The organism is Streptomyces sp. CA-146814 (assembly GCF_050942385.1).
Taxonomy (GTDB): Bacteria; Actinomycetota; Actinomycetes; order Streptomycetales; family Streptomycetaceae; genus Streptomyces.
Genome location: NZ_CP192068.1, coordinates 5,649,092 through 5,664,775, shown reverse-complemented (window position 1 = coordinate 5,664,775; position 15,684 = coordinate 5,649,092). Strand labels below are relative to the sequence as shown.

The following is a 15,684-nucleotide window of genomic DNA, read 5'->3' as shown; positions in this document are numbered from 1 at the left end:
TGCAGTGCACGCAGTTGGAGTAGGTCTCGGCCGGGGCGACGCCGGAGGAGTAGGTGTAGCCCCCGCCGGGACCGAGCAAGGACACCCGTACCGGGGGATACGGGTGTCCTTGGGTGGGGGGTGTCGCAGTGGCTTGAATGCGTCCGTCAGACCTTGGCGGGCTCGGCCGCCTTCTCGCGCGGCTCGGGTACGTCGCCGGAGTCGGCCGGGCCGCCGTGGTCGTCGTCGACCAACGTCCGCTCGTCGAACGGGATCTGTCCGGCGAGGACCTGGCCCACCCGCTCCTTGTCGATCTCCTTGGTCCAGTGGCCGACCAGGACCGTGGCGACCGCGTTGCCCGCGAAGTTGGTCAGCGCGCGGGCCTCGCTCATGAAGCGGTCGATGCCGACGATCAGGCCGACGCCGTCGACGAGTTCCGGGCGGTGCGACTGGAGGCCGCCCGCCAGGGTGGCGAGGCCGGCGCCGGTCACGCCCGCCGCGCCCTTCGAGGCGATGACCATGAAGACGAGGAGCGAGATCTGCTCGCTCGCGCTCAGCGGGTCGCCCATCGCGTTGGCGATGAAGAGCGAGGACATCGTGAGGTAGATCGCCGTGCCGTCGAGGTTGAAGGAGTAGCCGGTCGGCACGGTGATGCCGACGACCGGCTTGCTGACGCCCAGGTGCTCCATCTTCGCGATCAGCCGCGGCAGTGCGGACTCGGAGGAGGAGGTGGAGAGGATCAGCAGGAACTCGCGGCCCAGGTACTTCAGCAGCGAGAGCAGGTTGACCCCGGCGACCAGGCGCAGGATCGCGCCGAGCACCACGAAGACGAAGAGACCGCAGGTGACGTAGAAGCCGATCATGATGATCGCCAGGGACTTCAGCGCGTCGAGACCGGTCTCGCCGACCACCGCCGCGATCGCGCCGAACGCGCCGACCGGCGCCGCCCACATGATCATGGCGAGGATGCGGAAGACGAGCCGCTGGATGTGCGTGATGCCGCGGATGATCGGCTCGCCCGCCGAGCCCATCGCCTGGAGCGCGAAGCCCGCGAGCAGCGCGACCAGCAGCGTCTGGAGCACCTCGCCCGCGGTGAAGGCGGAGACGATGGTGGTCGGGATGATGCCGAGCAGGAAGTCGACGGTGGACTCGCTGGCACCGGACGCCTGCTTCTCACCGGCGGCGCGGGCCGCCTCGGTGATGTGGAGGGTCGAGCCGGGCTCCAGGAAGTTGCCGACCAGCAGGCCGATGGCGAGCGCGACGGTCGACATCACGAGGAAGTAGCCGAGCGCCAGGCCGCCGACCGCGCCGACCTTGGCCGCCTTGCGGACCGAGCCGACGCCCAGCACGATCGTGCAGAAGATGATCGGCGAGATCATCATCTTGATCAGGTTCACGAAGCCGGCGCCGATGGGCTTGAGCTCGACGGCCACCCCGGGGGCCGCGAAGCCCACCAGGATGCCGAGCGCCACGGCGGCGATCACGGCGATGTACAGGTAGTGGGTACGGTCCCGTTTTTTGGCTGCCACGGCCATCGTGGGGCTCCTCGGCTCGGTCAGGGGGGTGCGCCCCCGTCCCTGGGGGCTCCGGTGACTATCCACCGCCCTGTGACCCCGGTCACCCTTGCGTTCATATCGTTCACGGGCGCTTTCGAGCCACTGGGGGCCAGGTGTTCCGGCGAGGCAGACTGTGGGGCATGCGCCTCCCCCGTACCCGTCCCCGCAGCCTGGCCGGGCAGCTCTTCGCCATGCAGGTCGTGCTGATCGCCGCGGTGGTGGCCGGGTGCGCGGTCTTCGCGTACGTCTCCGGCTCCGCGCAGGCCGAGCAGACCGCGGCCCGGCAGGTGCGGGCGGCGGCGCTGGCGGTGGCCGATTCCCCTTCCGTACGGGAGGCCATCCGCACCCCGGACCCCTCCGCCGTGCTCCAGCCGTACGCGGAGCAGGTGCGCCGGGACACCCAGATCGCCTTCGTCACGATCATGGACACCGAGCGGAAGCGGTGGACGCACCCGGACGCCTCGCTGATCGGCGAGACCTTCCTCGGCCACACCGAGGAGGCGCTCGCCGGGGAGACCTTCACCGAGACGTACACCGGCACGCTCGGCCCGTCGATACGCGTGGTCACCCCGGTCCGGGACGGAGAGCGGATCGTCGGGCTCGTCAGCGCGGGCATCACCGTGGACCGGGTCTCCTCGCAGGTACGCGAGCAGCTCGGCGCCCTCGCGCTGGCGGCGGGCGGGGCGCTGGCGCTCGGCGGGGTCGGTACGTACGTGATCAACGCGCGGCTGCGGCGCCACACCCACGGGATGAACGCGGCCGAGCTGAGCCGGCTGCACGACTACCACCAGGCCACGTTGCACGCGGTGCGCGAGGGGCTGCTGATGCTGGACGGGCAGCGGCGGATCGCGCTGATCAACGACGCCGGGCGCGAACTGCTCGGGATCCCCCCGGAGGCGGAGGCGCTCGGCCGGACCGTGGACGAGCTGGCGCTGCCCGCGCCGCTGACCGGGGCGCTGCTGGCGTCGGAGGCGCGGGTGGACGAGCTGCACCTGACGGCGGAGCGCGTGGTGGTGGTCAACACCCGTCCGGTGGTGGGCGGGGAGCGGCGCGGCACGGTGGTGACCCTGCGGGACCACACGGAGCTCCAGGCGCTCACCGGTGAGCTGGACTCCGAGCGCGGTTTCACGCAGGCGTTGCGGTCGCAGGCCCACGAGGCGGCGAACCGGCTGCACACGGTGGTGTCGCTGATCGAGCTGGGCCGGGTGGAGGAGGCGGTGGAGTTCGCGACGGCGGAGCTGGAGCTGGCGCAGGTGCTGACCGACCGGGTGGTGGGCGCGGTCGAGGAGCCGGTGCTGGCCGCGCTGCTGCTCGGCAAGGCGGCCCAGGCGAACGAGCGCGGGGTGGAGCTGGAGCTGGCGGAGGACAGCCTGATCGACGACGGCGCGCTGCCCGACTCGCTGGCCCAGCGGGACCTGGTGACGATCCTCGGCAACCTGATCGACAACGCGGTGGAGGCGGCGTCGGACGGGGACGCGGTGGCCGTTCCGGCGCCTCGTACGGCGTCGCCGGGTGGGGCCGGGCGGGCCCGGGTCACCGTGACCGCGCTCGCCGACGGCCGGGAGCTGCTGCTGCGGGTCTCGGACAGCGGTGCGGGCGTCGGGCCGGAGGAGGCGGACGAGGTGTTCCGGCGTGGCTGGTCGACGCACGGGGCCGGGCGCGGGCTCGGCCTCGCGCTGGTGCGGCAGGCGGCCCACCGCAACGGCGGGTCGGTGGAGCTGGACCGGGCGCCGGAGGGCGGGGCGCGGTTCACGGTGCGGTTGCCGCTCGGGGACCGTACCGCCACGGAGGTGACCACGTGATCCGGGTGCTGGTGGTGGAGGACGATCCGGTGGCCGCCGACGCGCACCAGATGTACGTGGAGCGGGTGGCGGGCTTCACCGTGGCCGCCGTGGCCCACACCCGGGCGGAGGCCGTACGGGTACTGGAGCGCACCCCGGTCGACCTGCTCCTGCTCGACCTGTACCTGCCCGACGGCCACGGGCTCGGGCTGCTGCGCTCGCTGCGGGCCGCCGGGCACGGGGCGGACGTGATCGCGGTGACCTCGGCGCGGGACCTCGCGGTGGTGCGGGAGGGGGTGTCGCTGGGGGTCGTCCAGTACGTCCTGAAACCGTTCACCTACCCGACGCTGCGGGACCGGCTGGTGCGGTACGCGGAGTTCCGGGGCGCCGCGGGTGAGGCGAGCGGGCAGGAGGAGGTGGACCGGGCGCTGGGCGCGCTGCGGGTCACCGAGCCGGCCGCCCTGCCGAAGGGGCTCAGCGGGCCGACCCTGGAGGCGGTGACCCGGGTCCTGCGGGAGTCGGCGGAAGGCGTGACGGCGGCCGCCGCCGGGGAGCGGCTCGGGATCTCGCGGATCACCGCGCGCCGCTATCTGGAGCACCTGGTGACCGTCGGGAGCGCGGCGCGCCGTCCACATTATGGGCAGGTCGGCCGACCTGAGCTCCACTACCGCTGGCTGGCCGGCGGCCGCTGAGGCCGACCGCCGGAAACATACCGCAAGCGCTTGCCGCAAGGGCACGCAGAGGCAGCGGGGGTGGAATACCGGCGGTAAGGAAAGCGCTGGTGGGGCCCTTGATTGCGTACCGCCCGCCCGGTTCGCGCTAGGAGGTTCCTACGAAGCGTGTTCTGTACAGAACAGACCGTAGCCAGGACGGAAATGGACTTCTACGGTGGGGCCGTGCACCCCACCCCGCCCTTCAACGCCCCCGCCGCGCGCCGCCTCCGCGAGGCACTGGGGATGGCTCCCGGACATGTCGCCTACGGCCTCGCCGCCCAGTACGGGCTCCGGGTACCCGCCGAGACCGTCATCGCCTGGGAGCGCGGCCTCGCGACCCCCGGCGAACGCGAACTGACCGCCCTGGCCGGGGTCCTGTGGTGCGCCCCGGGCGAGCTGCTGGCCGCCGCCTCCACCCTGCGCGAGCACCGGATGAGCCGGGAGCTCTCGGTGGACGACCTGGCGCGGCAGCTCGGGATGACCGGGGCGTCGTACCTGCGGATGGAGGAGGCCGGGCGCTGGAAGGGCAACGAGCGCCAGTCCGCCGCGCTGTGCCGGGCGCTCGGCCTGTCACCGGCCCAGTTCCTCACGGCGACCGGCCGCGACGAGGAGCTGGCCGAGCTGCTGACGAGTGCGGTCACCACGCGCTGGCAGGCGTACGTCCGCCCGGTGGCGAAGGTGGTCCCGCTGGACCGGGCGAAGATCCAGGACGTGCTGGAGCAGCTGCACGCCGACTACCAGGCGCTGATGGTCTCCACGCTGAGCTGGAGCAGCACGGGCCAGGAACGGTCCGGGTCGACGGGCGACGCGGGGCGGGCGTTCCTGGCCCGGGTGGTGGACCAGTTCTGGCGGACGGCGGGGGTGTGAGTCCCGTACGGGACTCGCCGTACGGCTCTAGAACACCGACTCCGCCTCGTACATCCGGTCCACCGGGACCGTCTTCAGCCGGGTGACCGCGTCCGCGAGCGGGACCATGGCGATCTCGGTGCCGCGCAGGGCGGTCATCCGGCCGAAGTCGCCGCGGTGGACGGCCTCCACGGCGTGCCAGCCGAAGCGGGTGGCGAGGACCCGGTCGTACGCGGTGGGCGTGCCGCCGCGCTGGACGTGGCCGAGAATGACCGGTCGGGCCTCCTTGCCGAGCCGGGTCTCCAGCTCGACGGCGAGGCGGTTGCCGATGCCCTGGAAGCGCTCGTGGCCGAACTGGTCGATCGCGCCCTTGGCGTACGGCATCGAGCCCTCGGCCGGGTGCGCGCCCTCGGCGACGCAGATGACGGCGAACTTCTTGCCGCGCGCGAACCGCTCCTCGACCATCTTGACCAGGTCGTCGACCGCGAAGGGGCGCTCGGGCAGGCAGATGCCGTGGGCGCCGCCGGCCATCCCGGACTCCAGCGCGATCCAGCCCGCGTGGCGGCCCATGACCTCGACGACCATCACCCGCTGGTGGGACTCGGCGGTCGTCTTGAGACGGTCTATGGCCTCGGTCGCGACGCCGACGGCGGTGTCGAAGCCGAAGGTCCGGTCGGTGGCGGAGATGTCGTTGTCGATGGTCTTCGGGACGCCGACCACCGGCATGCCCGCGTCGGAGAGCATCCGGGCCGCCGTCAGCGTGCCCTCGCCGCCGATCGGGATCAGCGCGTCGATGCCGTAACGCCGGGCCAGCTCCTCGCAGTTCTCCGCGGCCTCGCGCAGCCGGTCGCGCTCCAGGCGGGCCGAGCCGAGGATCGTGCCGCCGCGGGCGAGGATGCCGCTGACCGCGTTGAGGTCGAGGGGGCGGAAGTAGCCGTCGAGCAGCCCTTTGAAGCCGTCCTCGAAGCCGATGACCTCGTCGCCGTGGCCCACGACGGCCCGGTGGACGACCGACCGGATCACTGCGTTCAGGCCGGGGCAGTCGCCGCCCGCGGTGAGAATGCCGATGCGCATCGAGGTGTGTCTCCTGCTCGTTAGTCGCGCTGTTCCAGGAGACCGACCGAGGCGGCCCCCCTGCCCTGAACCAGCTCGATTGTCCCACGCCCGGCACGGACCCCGCGCTTTCGGCCGGGCCGGGGCAAGGATCCGGGAGCGGGTAGAAGGCGCTCGGGGGCCGAAATCCTCCGGCGGGCGGCATAGCGGCCCGCGCAGGTATCGTCAAGAGGCAATGCAGGCCAATGGCCGCACCCCTCGGAGCGCCGGGGACAGCGCGGGGAGGATCCCCCACGTCCCGGACGGACCGCGGGTCGCGGCACCGCACAACGACGGGAGAGCACGCGTGGCGCGCAGCGTGTACGTGACCGGGATCGAACGGGGGGACGGCCGGCAGGTCGTCGAGCTCGGAGTCATGGAGCTACTGACGCGCCAGGTGGACCGGGTCGGGGTCTTCCGCCCGCTGGTCCACGACGGGCCCGACCGCCTCTACGAACTGCTGCGGGCCCGCTACCGGCTCTCGCAGAGCCCCGCCTCCGTCTACGGCCTGGACTACCACGAGGCCTCCGCTGTGCAGGCGGAGAAGGGGACCGACGAGCTGGTCTCGCTGCTGGTGGACCGCTTCCACCAGGTGGCCCGGGAGTACGAGGTGGTCCTCGTCCTCGGCAGCGACTTCGCCGCGACCCAGCTGCCGGACGAGCTGGCGCTGAACGCGCGGCTGGCCAACGAGTTCGGCGCGTCGGTGATCGCGGTCGTCGGCGGCAAGGGCCAGACGGCGGAGTCCGTGCGCGCCGAGACCCGTAACGCGTACCGCGCCTACGCCGGCCTCGGCTGCGACGTGCTGGCGATGGTGGTCAACCGGGTCGCACCGGAGGACCGGTCGGTGATAGCGGAGCGGCTGGCGGCCCGGCTGCCGGTGCCCGTCTCCGTGCTGCCGGACGACCCGGCGCTCTCCGCCCCGACGGTCGCGCAGATCACCGCCGCGCTGGACGGCACGGTGCTGCTCGGCGACGACTCGGGGCTCGCGCGCGACGCGCTGGACTTCGTCTTCGGCGGGGCGATGCTGCCGAACCTGCTGAACGCGCTGACGCCGGGGTGCATGGTGGTGACGCCCGGGGACCGCTCGGACCTGGTGGTGGGGTCGCTGGCCGCGCACAGCGCCGGGACGCCGCCCATCGCGGGCATCCTGCTGACCCTGAACGAGCGGCCGGGCGAGGAGATACTCACGCTGGCCGCCCGGCTCGCTCCCGGGACCCCGGTCGTCTCGGTGGCCGGCGGCTCGTTCCCCACGGCGGCCGAACTCTTCACCCTCGAAGGGAAGTTGAACGCGGCGACGCCCCGTAAGGCGGAGACCGCGCTCGGCCTCTTCGAGCGGCACGTGGACACCGGCGCGCTCCTGGAGCGGATCTCGGTGGCCCGCAGCGGCCGGGTCACGCCGATGATGTTCGAGCACGAGCTGCTGGAGCAGGCCCGCTCCGACCGCAAGCGCGTGGTCCTGCCCGAGGGCACCGAGGAGCGCGTGCTGCGCGCGGCGGACGTGCTGCTGCGCCGGGACGTCTGCGACCTGACCCTCCTCGGCAACGTGGACACGATCCGCAAGAAGGCCGCCGACCTCGGCATCGACCTCGCCGAGACCCAGATCATCGACCCGCACACCTCGGAGCTGCGCCAGGCCTTCGCCGAGCGGTACGCCGAACTGCGCGCGCACCGCGGGGTGACGGTGGAACTGGCGTACGACGTGGTGTCCGACGTCAACTACTTCGGCACGCTGATGGTGCAGGAGGGCCTGGCCGACGGGATGGTGTCCGGCTCGGTGCACTCCACCGCCGCCACCATCCGCCCGGCCTTCGAGATCATCAAGACGAAGCCGGACGCCTCGATCGTCTCGTCCGTCTTCTTCATGTGCCTGGCCGACAAGGTGCTCGTCTACGGCGACTGCGCGGTCAACCCGGACCCGAACGCCGAGCAGCTCGCGGACATCGCGGTGCAGTCGGCGGTGACGGCGGCCCGCTTCGGCGTCGAGCCGCGGATCGCGATGCTCTCGTACTCCACCGGCACCTCCGGCTCCGGCGCGGACGTCGACAAGGTGCGCGAGGCGACCGAGCGGGTACGGGCCGAGCGGCCGGAGCTGCGGGTGGAGGGACCGATCCAGTACGACGCGGCCGTCGAGCCGTCCGTCGCGGCGACCAAGCTCCCGGATTCGGAGGTGGCGGGCCAGGCGACCGTCCTGATCTTCCCGGACCTGAACACCGGCAACAACACCTACAAGGCCGTACAGCGCTCGGCGGGCGCGGTGGCGGTCGGCCCGGTGCTCCAGGGTCTGCGCAAGCCCGTCAACGACCTGTCCCGGGGCGCGCTCGTCCAGGACATCGTCAACACGGTGGCCATCACGGCGATCCAGGCGCAGGGCGAGGAGCGCCCCGCATGACGAACTCCGCCCCCGATCACGAAAGCACGGCAGCCCCTGTGGAACCGCATCGCGTCCTCGTCCTCAACTCCGGCTCGTCCTCGGTGAAGTACCAGCTGCTCGACATGCGCGATCGCTCGCGGCTCGCCTCCGGCCTGGTCGAGCGGATCGGCGAGGAGACCTCCCGCCTGGTGCACACCCCGCTGGCCGGCGGCGGGGCCGAGCCCCGGGAGCGTACGGGCCCGATCGCCGACCACGACGCGGCGCTCAAGGCGGCGGCCGAGGAGCTGACGGCGGACGGGCTCGGCCTGGACTCCCCCGAACTCGCGGCGATCGGGCACCGGGTGGTGCACGGCGGGCTGCGGTTCACCGCGCCGACGGTGGTCACCGACGAGGTGCTGAAGGAGATCGAGCGGCTGGTCCCGGTGGCGCCGCTGCACAACCCGGCCAACATCACCGGTATCCGTACGGCGCAGGCGCTGCGGCCGGACCTGCCGCAGGTGGCGGTCTTCGACACGGCGTTCCACACGACGATGCCGGAGGCGGCCGCGCGGTACGCGATCGACGTGGAGACCGCCGACGCGCACCGCATCCGCCGCTACGGCTTCCACGGCACCTCGCACGCGTACGTCTCGCGCAGGACGGCCGAGCTGCTGGGCAAGGCACCGGAGGACATCAACGTCATCGTGCTGCACCTGGGCAACGGCGCTTCCGCCTCGGCGGTCGCGGGCGGGCGGTGCGTGGAGACGTCCATGGGGCTGACCCCCTTGGAAGGGCTCGTGATGGGTACGCGCTCCGGGGACATCGATCCGGCGGTCGTCTTCCACCTCAAGCGGGTGGCGGGCATGTCGACGGACGAGGTCGACGTCCTGCTGAACAAGAGGAGCGGGCTGGTCGGGCTCTGCGGCGACAACGACATGCGGGAGATCCGGCGCCGGGTCGAGGAGGGCGACGAGCGGGCCGCGCTCGCCTTCGACATCTACATCCACCGGCTGAAGAAGTACATCGGCGCGTACGCGGCGGTGCTCGGCCGGGTGGACGCGGTGGCGTTCACGGCGGGGGTCGGGGAGAACGCGGCCCCGGTGCGGGAGGCTGCCATCGCGGGTCTGGAGGAGTTCGGCCTCGCGGTGGACGCCGGGCTCAACGCCGTACGGTCCGGGGAGCCGCGGCTGATCTCGCCGGAGTACGCACGGGTCGCGGTCGCCGTGGTGCCGACGGACGAGGAGCTGGAGATCGCCGACCAGACGTTCGCGCTCGTCGAGGGGCCCGGTTCGTCCCGATCCGGGGGCCTTGGGGAGGTCGACAACTGAGCGCCTCCGCGCCCTTTTGTATCTTCCACCAGACGGAATATTCCGCATCGAAACAAACCGATAGGATCCGCCTCATGCGCCGTTCCAAAATCGTCTGCACCCTCGGTCCCGCCGTCGACTCCCATGAGCAGCTCGTCGCTCTGATCGAGGCCGGCATGAGCGTGGCCCGTTTCAACTTCAGTCACGGCTCCCACGAGGAACACCAGGGCCGTTACGACCGTGTCCGCAAGGCGGCCGCCGAGACCGGCCGCGCGGTCGGCGTGCTCGCCGACCTCCAGGGCCCGAAGATCCGCCTGGCGAAGTTCGCCGAGGGCCCGGTCGAGCTGGTCCGCGGGGACGAGTTCACCATCACCTCCGAGGACGTCCCGGGCGACAAGTCGATCTGCGGCACGACCTACAAGGGTCTGCCCGGCGACGTCGCCAAGGGCGACCCGATCCTGATCAACGACGGCAACGTCGAGCTGAAGGTCGTCGAGGTCGTCGGCCCGCGGGTCAAGACCATCGTCATCGAGGGCGGTGTCATCTCCGACCACAAGGGCATCAACCTGCCCGGCGCGGCGGTGAACGTCCCGGCCCTGTCCGAGAAGGACGTCGAGGACCTGCGCTTCGCGCTGCGGATGGGCTGCGACCTGGTCGCCCTCTCCTTCGTGCGGGACGCCGACGACGTCAAGGACGTGCACAAGGTGATGGACGAGGAGGGCCGCCGGGTCCCCGTCATCGCCAAGGTGGAGAAGCCGCAGGCGGTCGAGCACATGGAGGGCGTCGTCATGGCGTTCGACGGCGTGATGGTGGCCCGTGGCGACCTGGCGGTGGAGTACCCGCTGGAGAAGGTCCCGATGGTGCAGAAGCGCCTCATCGAGCTGTGCCGCCGCAACGCCAAGCCGGTGATCGTGGCGACCCAGATGATGGAGTCGATGATCACCAACTCCCGCCCGACCCGCGCCGAGGCGTCCGACGTCGCCAACGCGATCCTGGACGGCGCGGACGCGGTCATGCTGTCCGCCGAGTCGTCGGTGGGTGCGTACCCGATCGAGACGGTCAAGACGATGTCGAAGATCGTCTGCGCCGCCGAGGAGGAGCTGCTCTCCAAGGGCCTCCAGCCGCTGGTCCCCGGCAAGAAGCCCCGTACGCAGGGTGGCTCGGTGGCCCGCGCGGCCTGCGAGATCGCGGACTTCCTGGACGGCAAGGCGCTGGTCGCCTTCACCCAGTCCGGCGACACCGCCCGCCGCCTCTCCCGCTACCGCGTGGCCCAGCCGATCCTGGCCTTCACCACGGACGAGTCCACCCGCAACCAGCTCGCCCTGAGCTGGGGCGTCGAGTCGCACGTCGTCCCGCACGCGGACAACACCGACGCGATGGTCGACCTGGTCGACGCGGAGCTGCTGAAGCTGAACCGCTACACCAACGGCGACACGATGGTCATCACGGCCGGCTCGCCTCCCGGCATCCCGGGCACCACGAACATGGTCCGGGTGCACCACCTGGGTGGCGGGGAGGGCTAGTCCGCCGCTCCCCCGTCGTACGACCGTGGGCCGTACCCCTGTGTCGCAGGGGTACGGCCCACGGCTCTGTGCGGCTCCCGGACGGGATCAGGTGGCGGCGGCTAGCCTCTGCCGCCCTCCAGGTAGTTCTGCAGGCCCGGGACCCTGAGTGAGCCGCCGAACTGGCCTGCCTGGACGACCTTCACCTTGGTGAAGAAGGCGAAGGGCACGTTCAGCGGCGGCGGGGTCTGCGGGTTGAAGGTGATCGGGATGAGGCCGAAGAGATTGCCCTTCAGCTCCTCCGTGTACATCGTCACCGTGCCGTTGCGGATGGTCGACGTGGAGCCCGGACGCGACTTCACATGGCCCGTCGTGCCCGCCGGGCCCACGGTCAGCTGGTGGAGGTCCTTGATGTCGATGGAGCTCGCGGTGAACTTGAGCACCTTCTTGACGGAGCCGTCCGCCCTCTTCACCTCGACGATGCCTTTGTAGTCCAGGCCGTTGAGCGTGAGCAGCGTGGACTCCAGGACCCACGGGTCGGCCGGGAGCAGCGGGATGCCGGGCTCCAGGGACGCCGCGGCGAGTGCCTCCGGGTCGGGTTCGGGGCAGGGGAAGCGCGGCTTGGCGCCGTCGGGGATGTCCTCGTCCTTCTTGGGGTCGAGTCCCTTGACGTCGTCGTCGAGCTCCTTGACGTCCTTGCCTGCCTTCTCGGCGGCCTCGCGGATCGCGTCGGCCGTCTTGTCCGTCTTCTCCTTCGCGGGGTCCTTCTCCGCGTCCTTCTCCGCGTCCTTGTCCGGAGCCTTCGGCTTGTCGGCCGGCTTCGGGGTGTCGGCCGTGGGGCTCGGGGAGGGACTTGCCGTCTCCTCGGACTTGTCCTTGTCCTTGCCCTTGTTCGGGTCGAAGAGGTCCTTGAGCGCGTCGCCCAGGCCCAGCGGGTCGAGCGGGTTCTTCGACTTCGTGGGCGTCGGGGTGGGGCTCGGCTCGTCGGCGGGCTTCTCGTCGGCCGTGTCCGGCTTCTCGTCGGCCGCCGGGTCCTCGGTGGCCGTACCGCTCTCCGTCGGCTTCGGGGTCGCGCCGCCGTCCTGGCCCGGCTCCTCGCCCTTGTCCTGGTCCGGCTTGTCCGTGGGCGTCGCCGACGGGGTCGGGGTGGCCTTCGGGGACTCGGACCCGGATTCGCTCGGCTCGTCGGACCGGGTGACGCAGGGGCCCGGCGCGAAGGGAATGTCGGGGTTGCCGTCGGCCAGGGCGAGCTTGGGCGTGAGGCCCATGCCGACGAAGACGGCGGTCGGCATCGCGGCGAGCGCGAAAGCCTTTTTGCCGCTCGGCATGTGCAGCTTCGTCAGCAGCGACTTCCTGGGGGCCGCGTGGCGGGGGCCCTTGCGTTCCGGGAGAACCTCGTCCGCGTACCCATGAGGCTGCTGTTGCTCGTCACCCCGCACGGTGTGTCCCCCCGTCGTAGCCGGAGGTCGTGTCGTGGTCACCCGCCGGCTGCTGCGGGACGGCCGCGCCGTGCAGGGCGCCCTCGGGGGCGTACCCGCTCTCCGGCTGCTGCTTGTCCAGCGGTATCGGGGCGCCCTGCGGGGCCGCCTCGTCCGGCTGCGGCTCGCCCGGCGCCCAGGAGATGGACAGGGCTCCGCCGATGAGCGCGAGCAGGAACCCGACCACGAAGCCGCCGATGTTGGCGACGGGTATGGAGATCAGCGCGAGAAGAATGGCCGCGACCCCGGCGAAGACCCGGACGATGGAGTGGAACCACATCGTCAGGCCCAGCGTGATCAGCAGGATCCCGATGATGAGGGACCCGGCGCCGGCGGTGGTGGACATCGCCAGCGTCATGTTGCCGAGGTGGAGATCGGCGTACGGGAAGTAGGCGATGGGCGCACCGCCCAGCATGGTGAACAGACCCGCCCAGAACGGCCGGTTACCCCGCCAGGTACGGAATCCCCGCCGGTAGACGGTGAGGTTGTGCTCGTTCTGCCCTGTGGACTCGGGGCTCATGGAAAACAGCTCCCTGGAACCGGTACTGCTGTGAGAGGAGAAAGGGTGGGCGGCCGGAAGGCCCGCGCGGGGCGCCCCGGCCACCCGGGCGAGCGCTTAGAAGCACTCCTTGACGCCCTTGTGCAGCTTCAGGCTCAGGTTGCTGAGCTTGAAGGTGCCGGCGGTGGTCGCCCACGCCGTCTGCTTCACGTCGGTCAGGGTGGCCTTCTTGGCCCGCTGCGCGAAGGCGTTGCGGTTGACCCCGTCCTCGGTCCCGGGCTGGATGCCGGGCGCACCGACGGAACCGGCCGCGACACCGATGTCGATGTTCTCGAAGTACGCGTCGGTGTCGAGCTGTGCGACGTCCAGGTAGAGGTTGGTCGCCACGACCGGGTTCTCCGGGTTCGTGCCGGCCCTCAGCTCCAGGCTGACGTTGCCGATGCCGAAGGGCACCTTCGGCGTGACCACCGACTGGCACATGTTGTTGATCGTGGCCTTGCTGAAGCCCGAGACCGCGACCGGGTGCGCGGCTTTCTGGCCCTCAAGGTCGGTGCCGACGGCGACGCTGCCGTACTGGACGAAGTCCTCGCCCACCAGCTTGTCGGTGCGGACCTTGAAGCTCTGGCCGGACACGGCGAAGGACGCGGCCAGGGCGCCCTGCGCGAGACCGACACCCACTGCCGCCGTGGCGACGACACTGGGCACCATCACCAGAGCGAAACGCTTCCATCTCGTCCCACCGCGAACCTGGGAACTCATAACTTGCTCCTTCTTCTCGGACGTACATCTCCGGGCGGGTGGGAAACCCGTCCTGGGATGGGAGAAGTGCTACGTCCTCGGGAAGGAGAGCGCCCGCGGGCGGAGGCATGGACCGCATCCGCTGCACCGGCGTTCACCCCCGAGCGACAACCACTGGCTGCACGGTGTGTACAGCCGGTCGGACAGGCCCCGCCTGTCGGCGGGAACCCCCCTGTCCACAGCCGGCGGCCACTGCCGCCGACCCACTCGGTGGGGACCCAACAGGCCCTCCGGCGCCGACTGGAGATTGGGCCGAAGGTATGGGACCGAGCGTGGCCGATCGTGGTCCATTCGGCGCCGTGACACAAGGGGGGTCGTTACTTGCCAGTAACGACCTGATAACCGTGGCGCGACGGGGCGACATCATGCGGCCACACAGGGTGGCACGAAAGGGACAGGTGAATGGCGGGAAACTTGACGGAAACAGGACAGAGCGACCCCTGCGACTTACTGCCAGTAACACTTGGTTCCATTGTCAAGTTTTGGTAAAGGGGCGGTGACTCTTAGCGTTCGGACGGCAAAACGGCCGCGACACCCGGAGGGCATCACGGCCGTCTTGTCACATCGGCACAATCGGCTCGCGGCCGGAGAAATCAGCTCGCCGTCAGAACAGCACGCGCGCCAGCGCGGTGCGGGCGGCGGTGACCCGGGGGTCGTCCGGGCCGATCACCTCGAAGAGCTCCAGCAGCCGCAGCCGGGCGGTGTTCCGGTCGTCGCCGGTGGTGCGGCGGACCGCCTCGACGAGCCGGCCGAAGGCGTCCTCGACATGGCCGCCGACCAGGTCCAGGTCGGCGGCGGCGACCTGCGCGGCCACATCGCCCGGGTTCTCCGCCGCTTCCTTGCGGACCGCGTTCGGGTCCATCGTCTGGACGCGCGCGAGCAGCTCCGCCTGGGCCAGGCCGAGCTTGGCCTCCGGGTTGGCCGGGTCGTCGGTGAGCACGTTCTTGTACGCCTGTACGGCGCCGCCGAAGTCGTTGGCGTCGAGAGCGGAGGCGGCGGCCTCCAGCAGGTGGTCGTACGGGCCGGCCGGCACCTCGGCCGGGACGGCGTCCGGCGAGGCGTCCGGGTCGACGGCGATCCCGGTGAGACCGAACCGCTCCTCGCCGACCTGGATCAGCTGGTCCAGCGTCTCGCGGATCTGGGCCTCGGGGGCCGCGCCCTGGAAGAGCGGGAGGGCCTGCCCGGCGACGACGGCGAAGACCGCCGGGATGCCCTGGATACCGAACTGCTGCATCAGCATCTGGTTGGCGTCGACATCGACCTTGGCCAGCAGGAAGCGGCCGTTGTACTCGACGGCCAGGCGCTCCAGCAGCGGGCCGAGCTGCTTGCACGGCTCGCACCACTCGGCCCAGAAGTCGATGACGACCGGGACCTCGGCGGAGCGCTGCAGGACATCGCGCTCGAAGCCTGCTTCATCGACGTCGATCACCAGGGCGGCGGGCGCCACGGCACCGGTGCCTCCGCTACGGGCGGCCTGCGCACGGGCCTGCTCCGCCTTGACCTTGGCCTCGCCGGCCGCCTTGACAGCGGCGAGGTCGACGACGCCGCTCATGGACATGTTCCTAGGCTGCATACGTACATCCTCCCCCCTGAGCACGCCGTTCCGGAAAGCGATACGGGAACCGGGCCGGTCCGCAGCGCCGGCCGGTGTGCCGGGCGGGCGGACGAAGGCGGTTCCCGGGGGCCCTGAAGAACCCCGGCGGGGCTCCGAACAAACCCCGGTGGAACAGAGACGGGCCTCGATGAGACCCGGTGGACCTTCCGGATCCCCATCCGGCCGGTC

General features: G+C 71.2%; 12 protein-coding genes. 6 read left to right on the top strand and 6 right to left on the bottom strand.

Features of this window, described 5'->3' with window-relative positions; translation table 11 throughout:
* Positions 1 to 146 precede the first annotated feature (146 nt).
* Positions 147 to 1,514: a cation:dicarboxylate symporter family transporter gene (locus ACQP09_RS25470; protein WP_433403488.1), complete on the bottom strand. Its 1,368-nt coding sequence runs from the start codon at positions 1,512 to 1,514 to the stop codon at positions 147 to 149.
* Positions 1,515 to 1,675: 161 nt separating this feature from the next.
* Here ACQP09_RS25470 and ACQP09_RS25465 point away from each other — a divergent pair, with 161 nt between their 5' ends.
* The 3 genes from ACQP09_RS25465 to ACQP09_RS25455 all read left to right on the top strand — a co-directional run bounded on the left by ACQP09_RS25465 (position 1,676) and on the right by ACQP09_RS25455 (position 4,896).
* Entirely contained in the window at positions 1,676 to 3,337 is a 1,662-nt protein-coding gene (locus ACQP09_RS25465; RefSeq protein WP_433403485.1) for a sensor histidine kinase, read from the top strand.
* Positions 3,334 to 4,008, top strand: coding sequence for a response regulator (locus ACQP09_RS25460; RefSeq protein WP_018509853.1), 675 nt, complete (start codon positions 3,334 to 3,336; stop codon positions 4,006 to 4,008). Before ACQP09_RS25465 ends, ACQP09_RS25460 begins: the two co-directional genes overlap by 4 nt.
* Before the next feature lie 183 nt (positions 4,009 to 4,191).
* A complete protein-coding gene (locus ACQP09_RS25455; RefSeq protein WP_433403481.1) occupies positions 4,192 to 4,896 on the top strand; it encodes a helix-turn-helix domain-containing protein in 705 nt (234 codons plus the stop codon).
* Positions 4,897 to 4,923: 27 nt separating this feature from the next.
* On the opposite strand, the gene ACQP09_RS25450 is transcribed toward ACQP09_RS25455, so the two are convergent.
* The gene (locus ACQP09_RS25450) at positions 4,924 to 5,949 is read right to left on the bottom strand and encodes an ATP-dependent 6-phosphofructokinase (RefSeq protein WP_432149664.1); all 1,026 of its coding nucleotides are present in this window, start codon (positions 5,947 to 5,949) and stop codon (positions 4,924 to 4,926) included.
* Between the two features lie 325 nt (positions 5,950 to 6,274).
* Here ACQP09_RS25450 and pta point away from each other — a divergent pair, with 325 nt between their 5' ends.
* The 3 genes from pta (at position 6,275) to pyk (ending at position 11,147) form a co-directional block, all read left to right on the top strand.
* Complete coding sequence (gene pta, locus ACQP09_RS25445) at positions 6,275 to 8,356, top strand: phosphate acetyltransferase (protein WP_433403479.1); 2,082 nt, start codon at positions 6,275 to 6,277, stop codon at positions 8,354 to 8,356.
* A complete protein-coding gene (locus tag ACQP09_RS25440; protein ID WP_433403476.1) occupies positions 8,353 to 9,645 on the top strand; it encodes an acetate kinase in 1,293 nt (430 codons plus the stop codon). The genes pta and ACQP09_RS25440 overlap by 4 nt, the downstream gene beginning before the upstream one ends.
* 74 nt (positions 9,646 to 9,719) lie before the next feature.
* On the top strand, positions 9,720 to 11,147 hold the full coding sequence (pyk, locus tag ACQP09_RS25435) for a pyruvate kinase (RefSeq protein WP_433403473.1): 1,428 nt from the start codon (positions 9,720 to 9,722) through the stop codon (positions 11,145 to 11,147).
* Positions 11,148 to 11,248: 101 nt separating this feature from the next.
* Here pyk and ACQP09_RS25430 read toward each other — a convergent pair whose 3' ends face one another.
* The 4 genes from ACQP09_RS25430 to ACQP09_RS25415 all read right to left on the bottom strand — a co-directional run bounded on the left by ACQP09_RS25430 (position 11,249) and on the right by ACQP09_RS25415 (position 15,474).
* Positions 11,249 to 12,565, bottom strand: a complete 1,317-nt coding sequence (locus ACQP09_RS25430; protein WP_433403470.1) for a hypothetical protein — start codon at positions 12,563 to 12,565, stop codon at positions 11,249 to 11,251.
* A complete protein-coding gene (locus ACQP09_RS25425) occupies positions 12,555 to 13,124 on the bottom strand; it encodes a DUF6114 domain-containing protein (RefSeq protein ID WP_433403467.1) in 570 nt (189 codons plus the stop codon). The genes ACQP09_RS25430 and ACQP09_RS25425 overlap by 11 nt, the downstream gene beginning before the upstream one ends.
* A 96-nt stretch (positions 13,125 to 13,220) precedes the next feature.
* Positions 13,221 to 13,862: a DUF6230 family protein gene (locus tag ACQP09_RS25420; RefSeq protein WP_433403464.1), complete on the bottom strand. Its 642-nt coding sequence runs from the start codon at positions 13,860 to 13,862 to the stop codon at positions 13,221 to 13,223.
* Between the two features lie 643 nt (positions 13,863 to 14,505).
* A complete protein-coding gene (locus tag ACQP09_RS25415) occupies positions 14,506 to 15,474 on the bottom strand; it encodes a tetratricopeptide repeat protein (protein WP_433403461.1) in 969 nt (322 codons plus the stop codon).
* Positions 15,475 to 15,684: the final 210 nt, after the last annotated feature.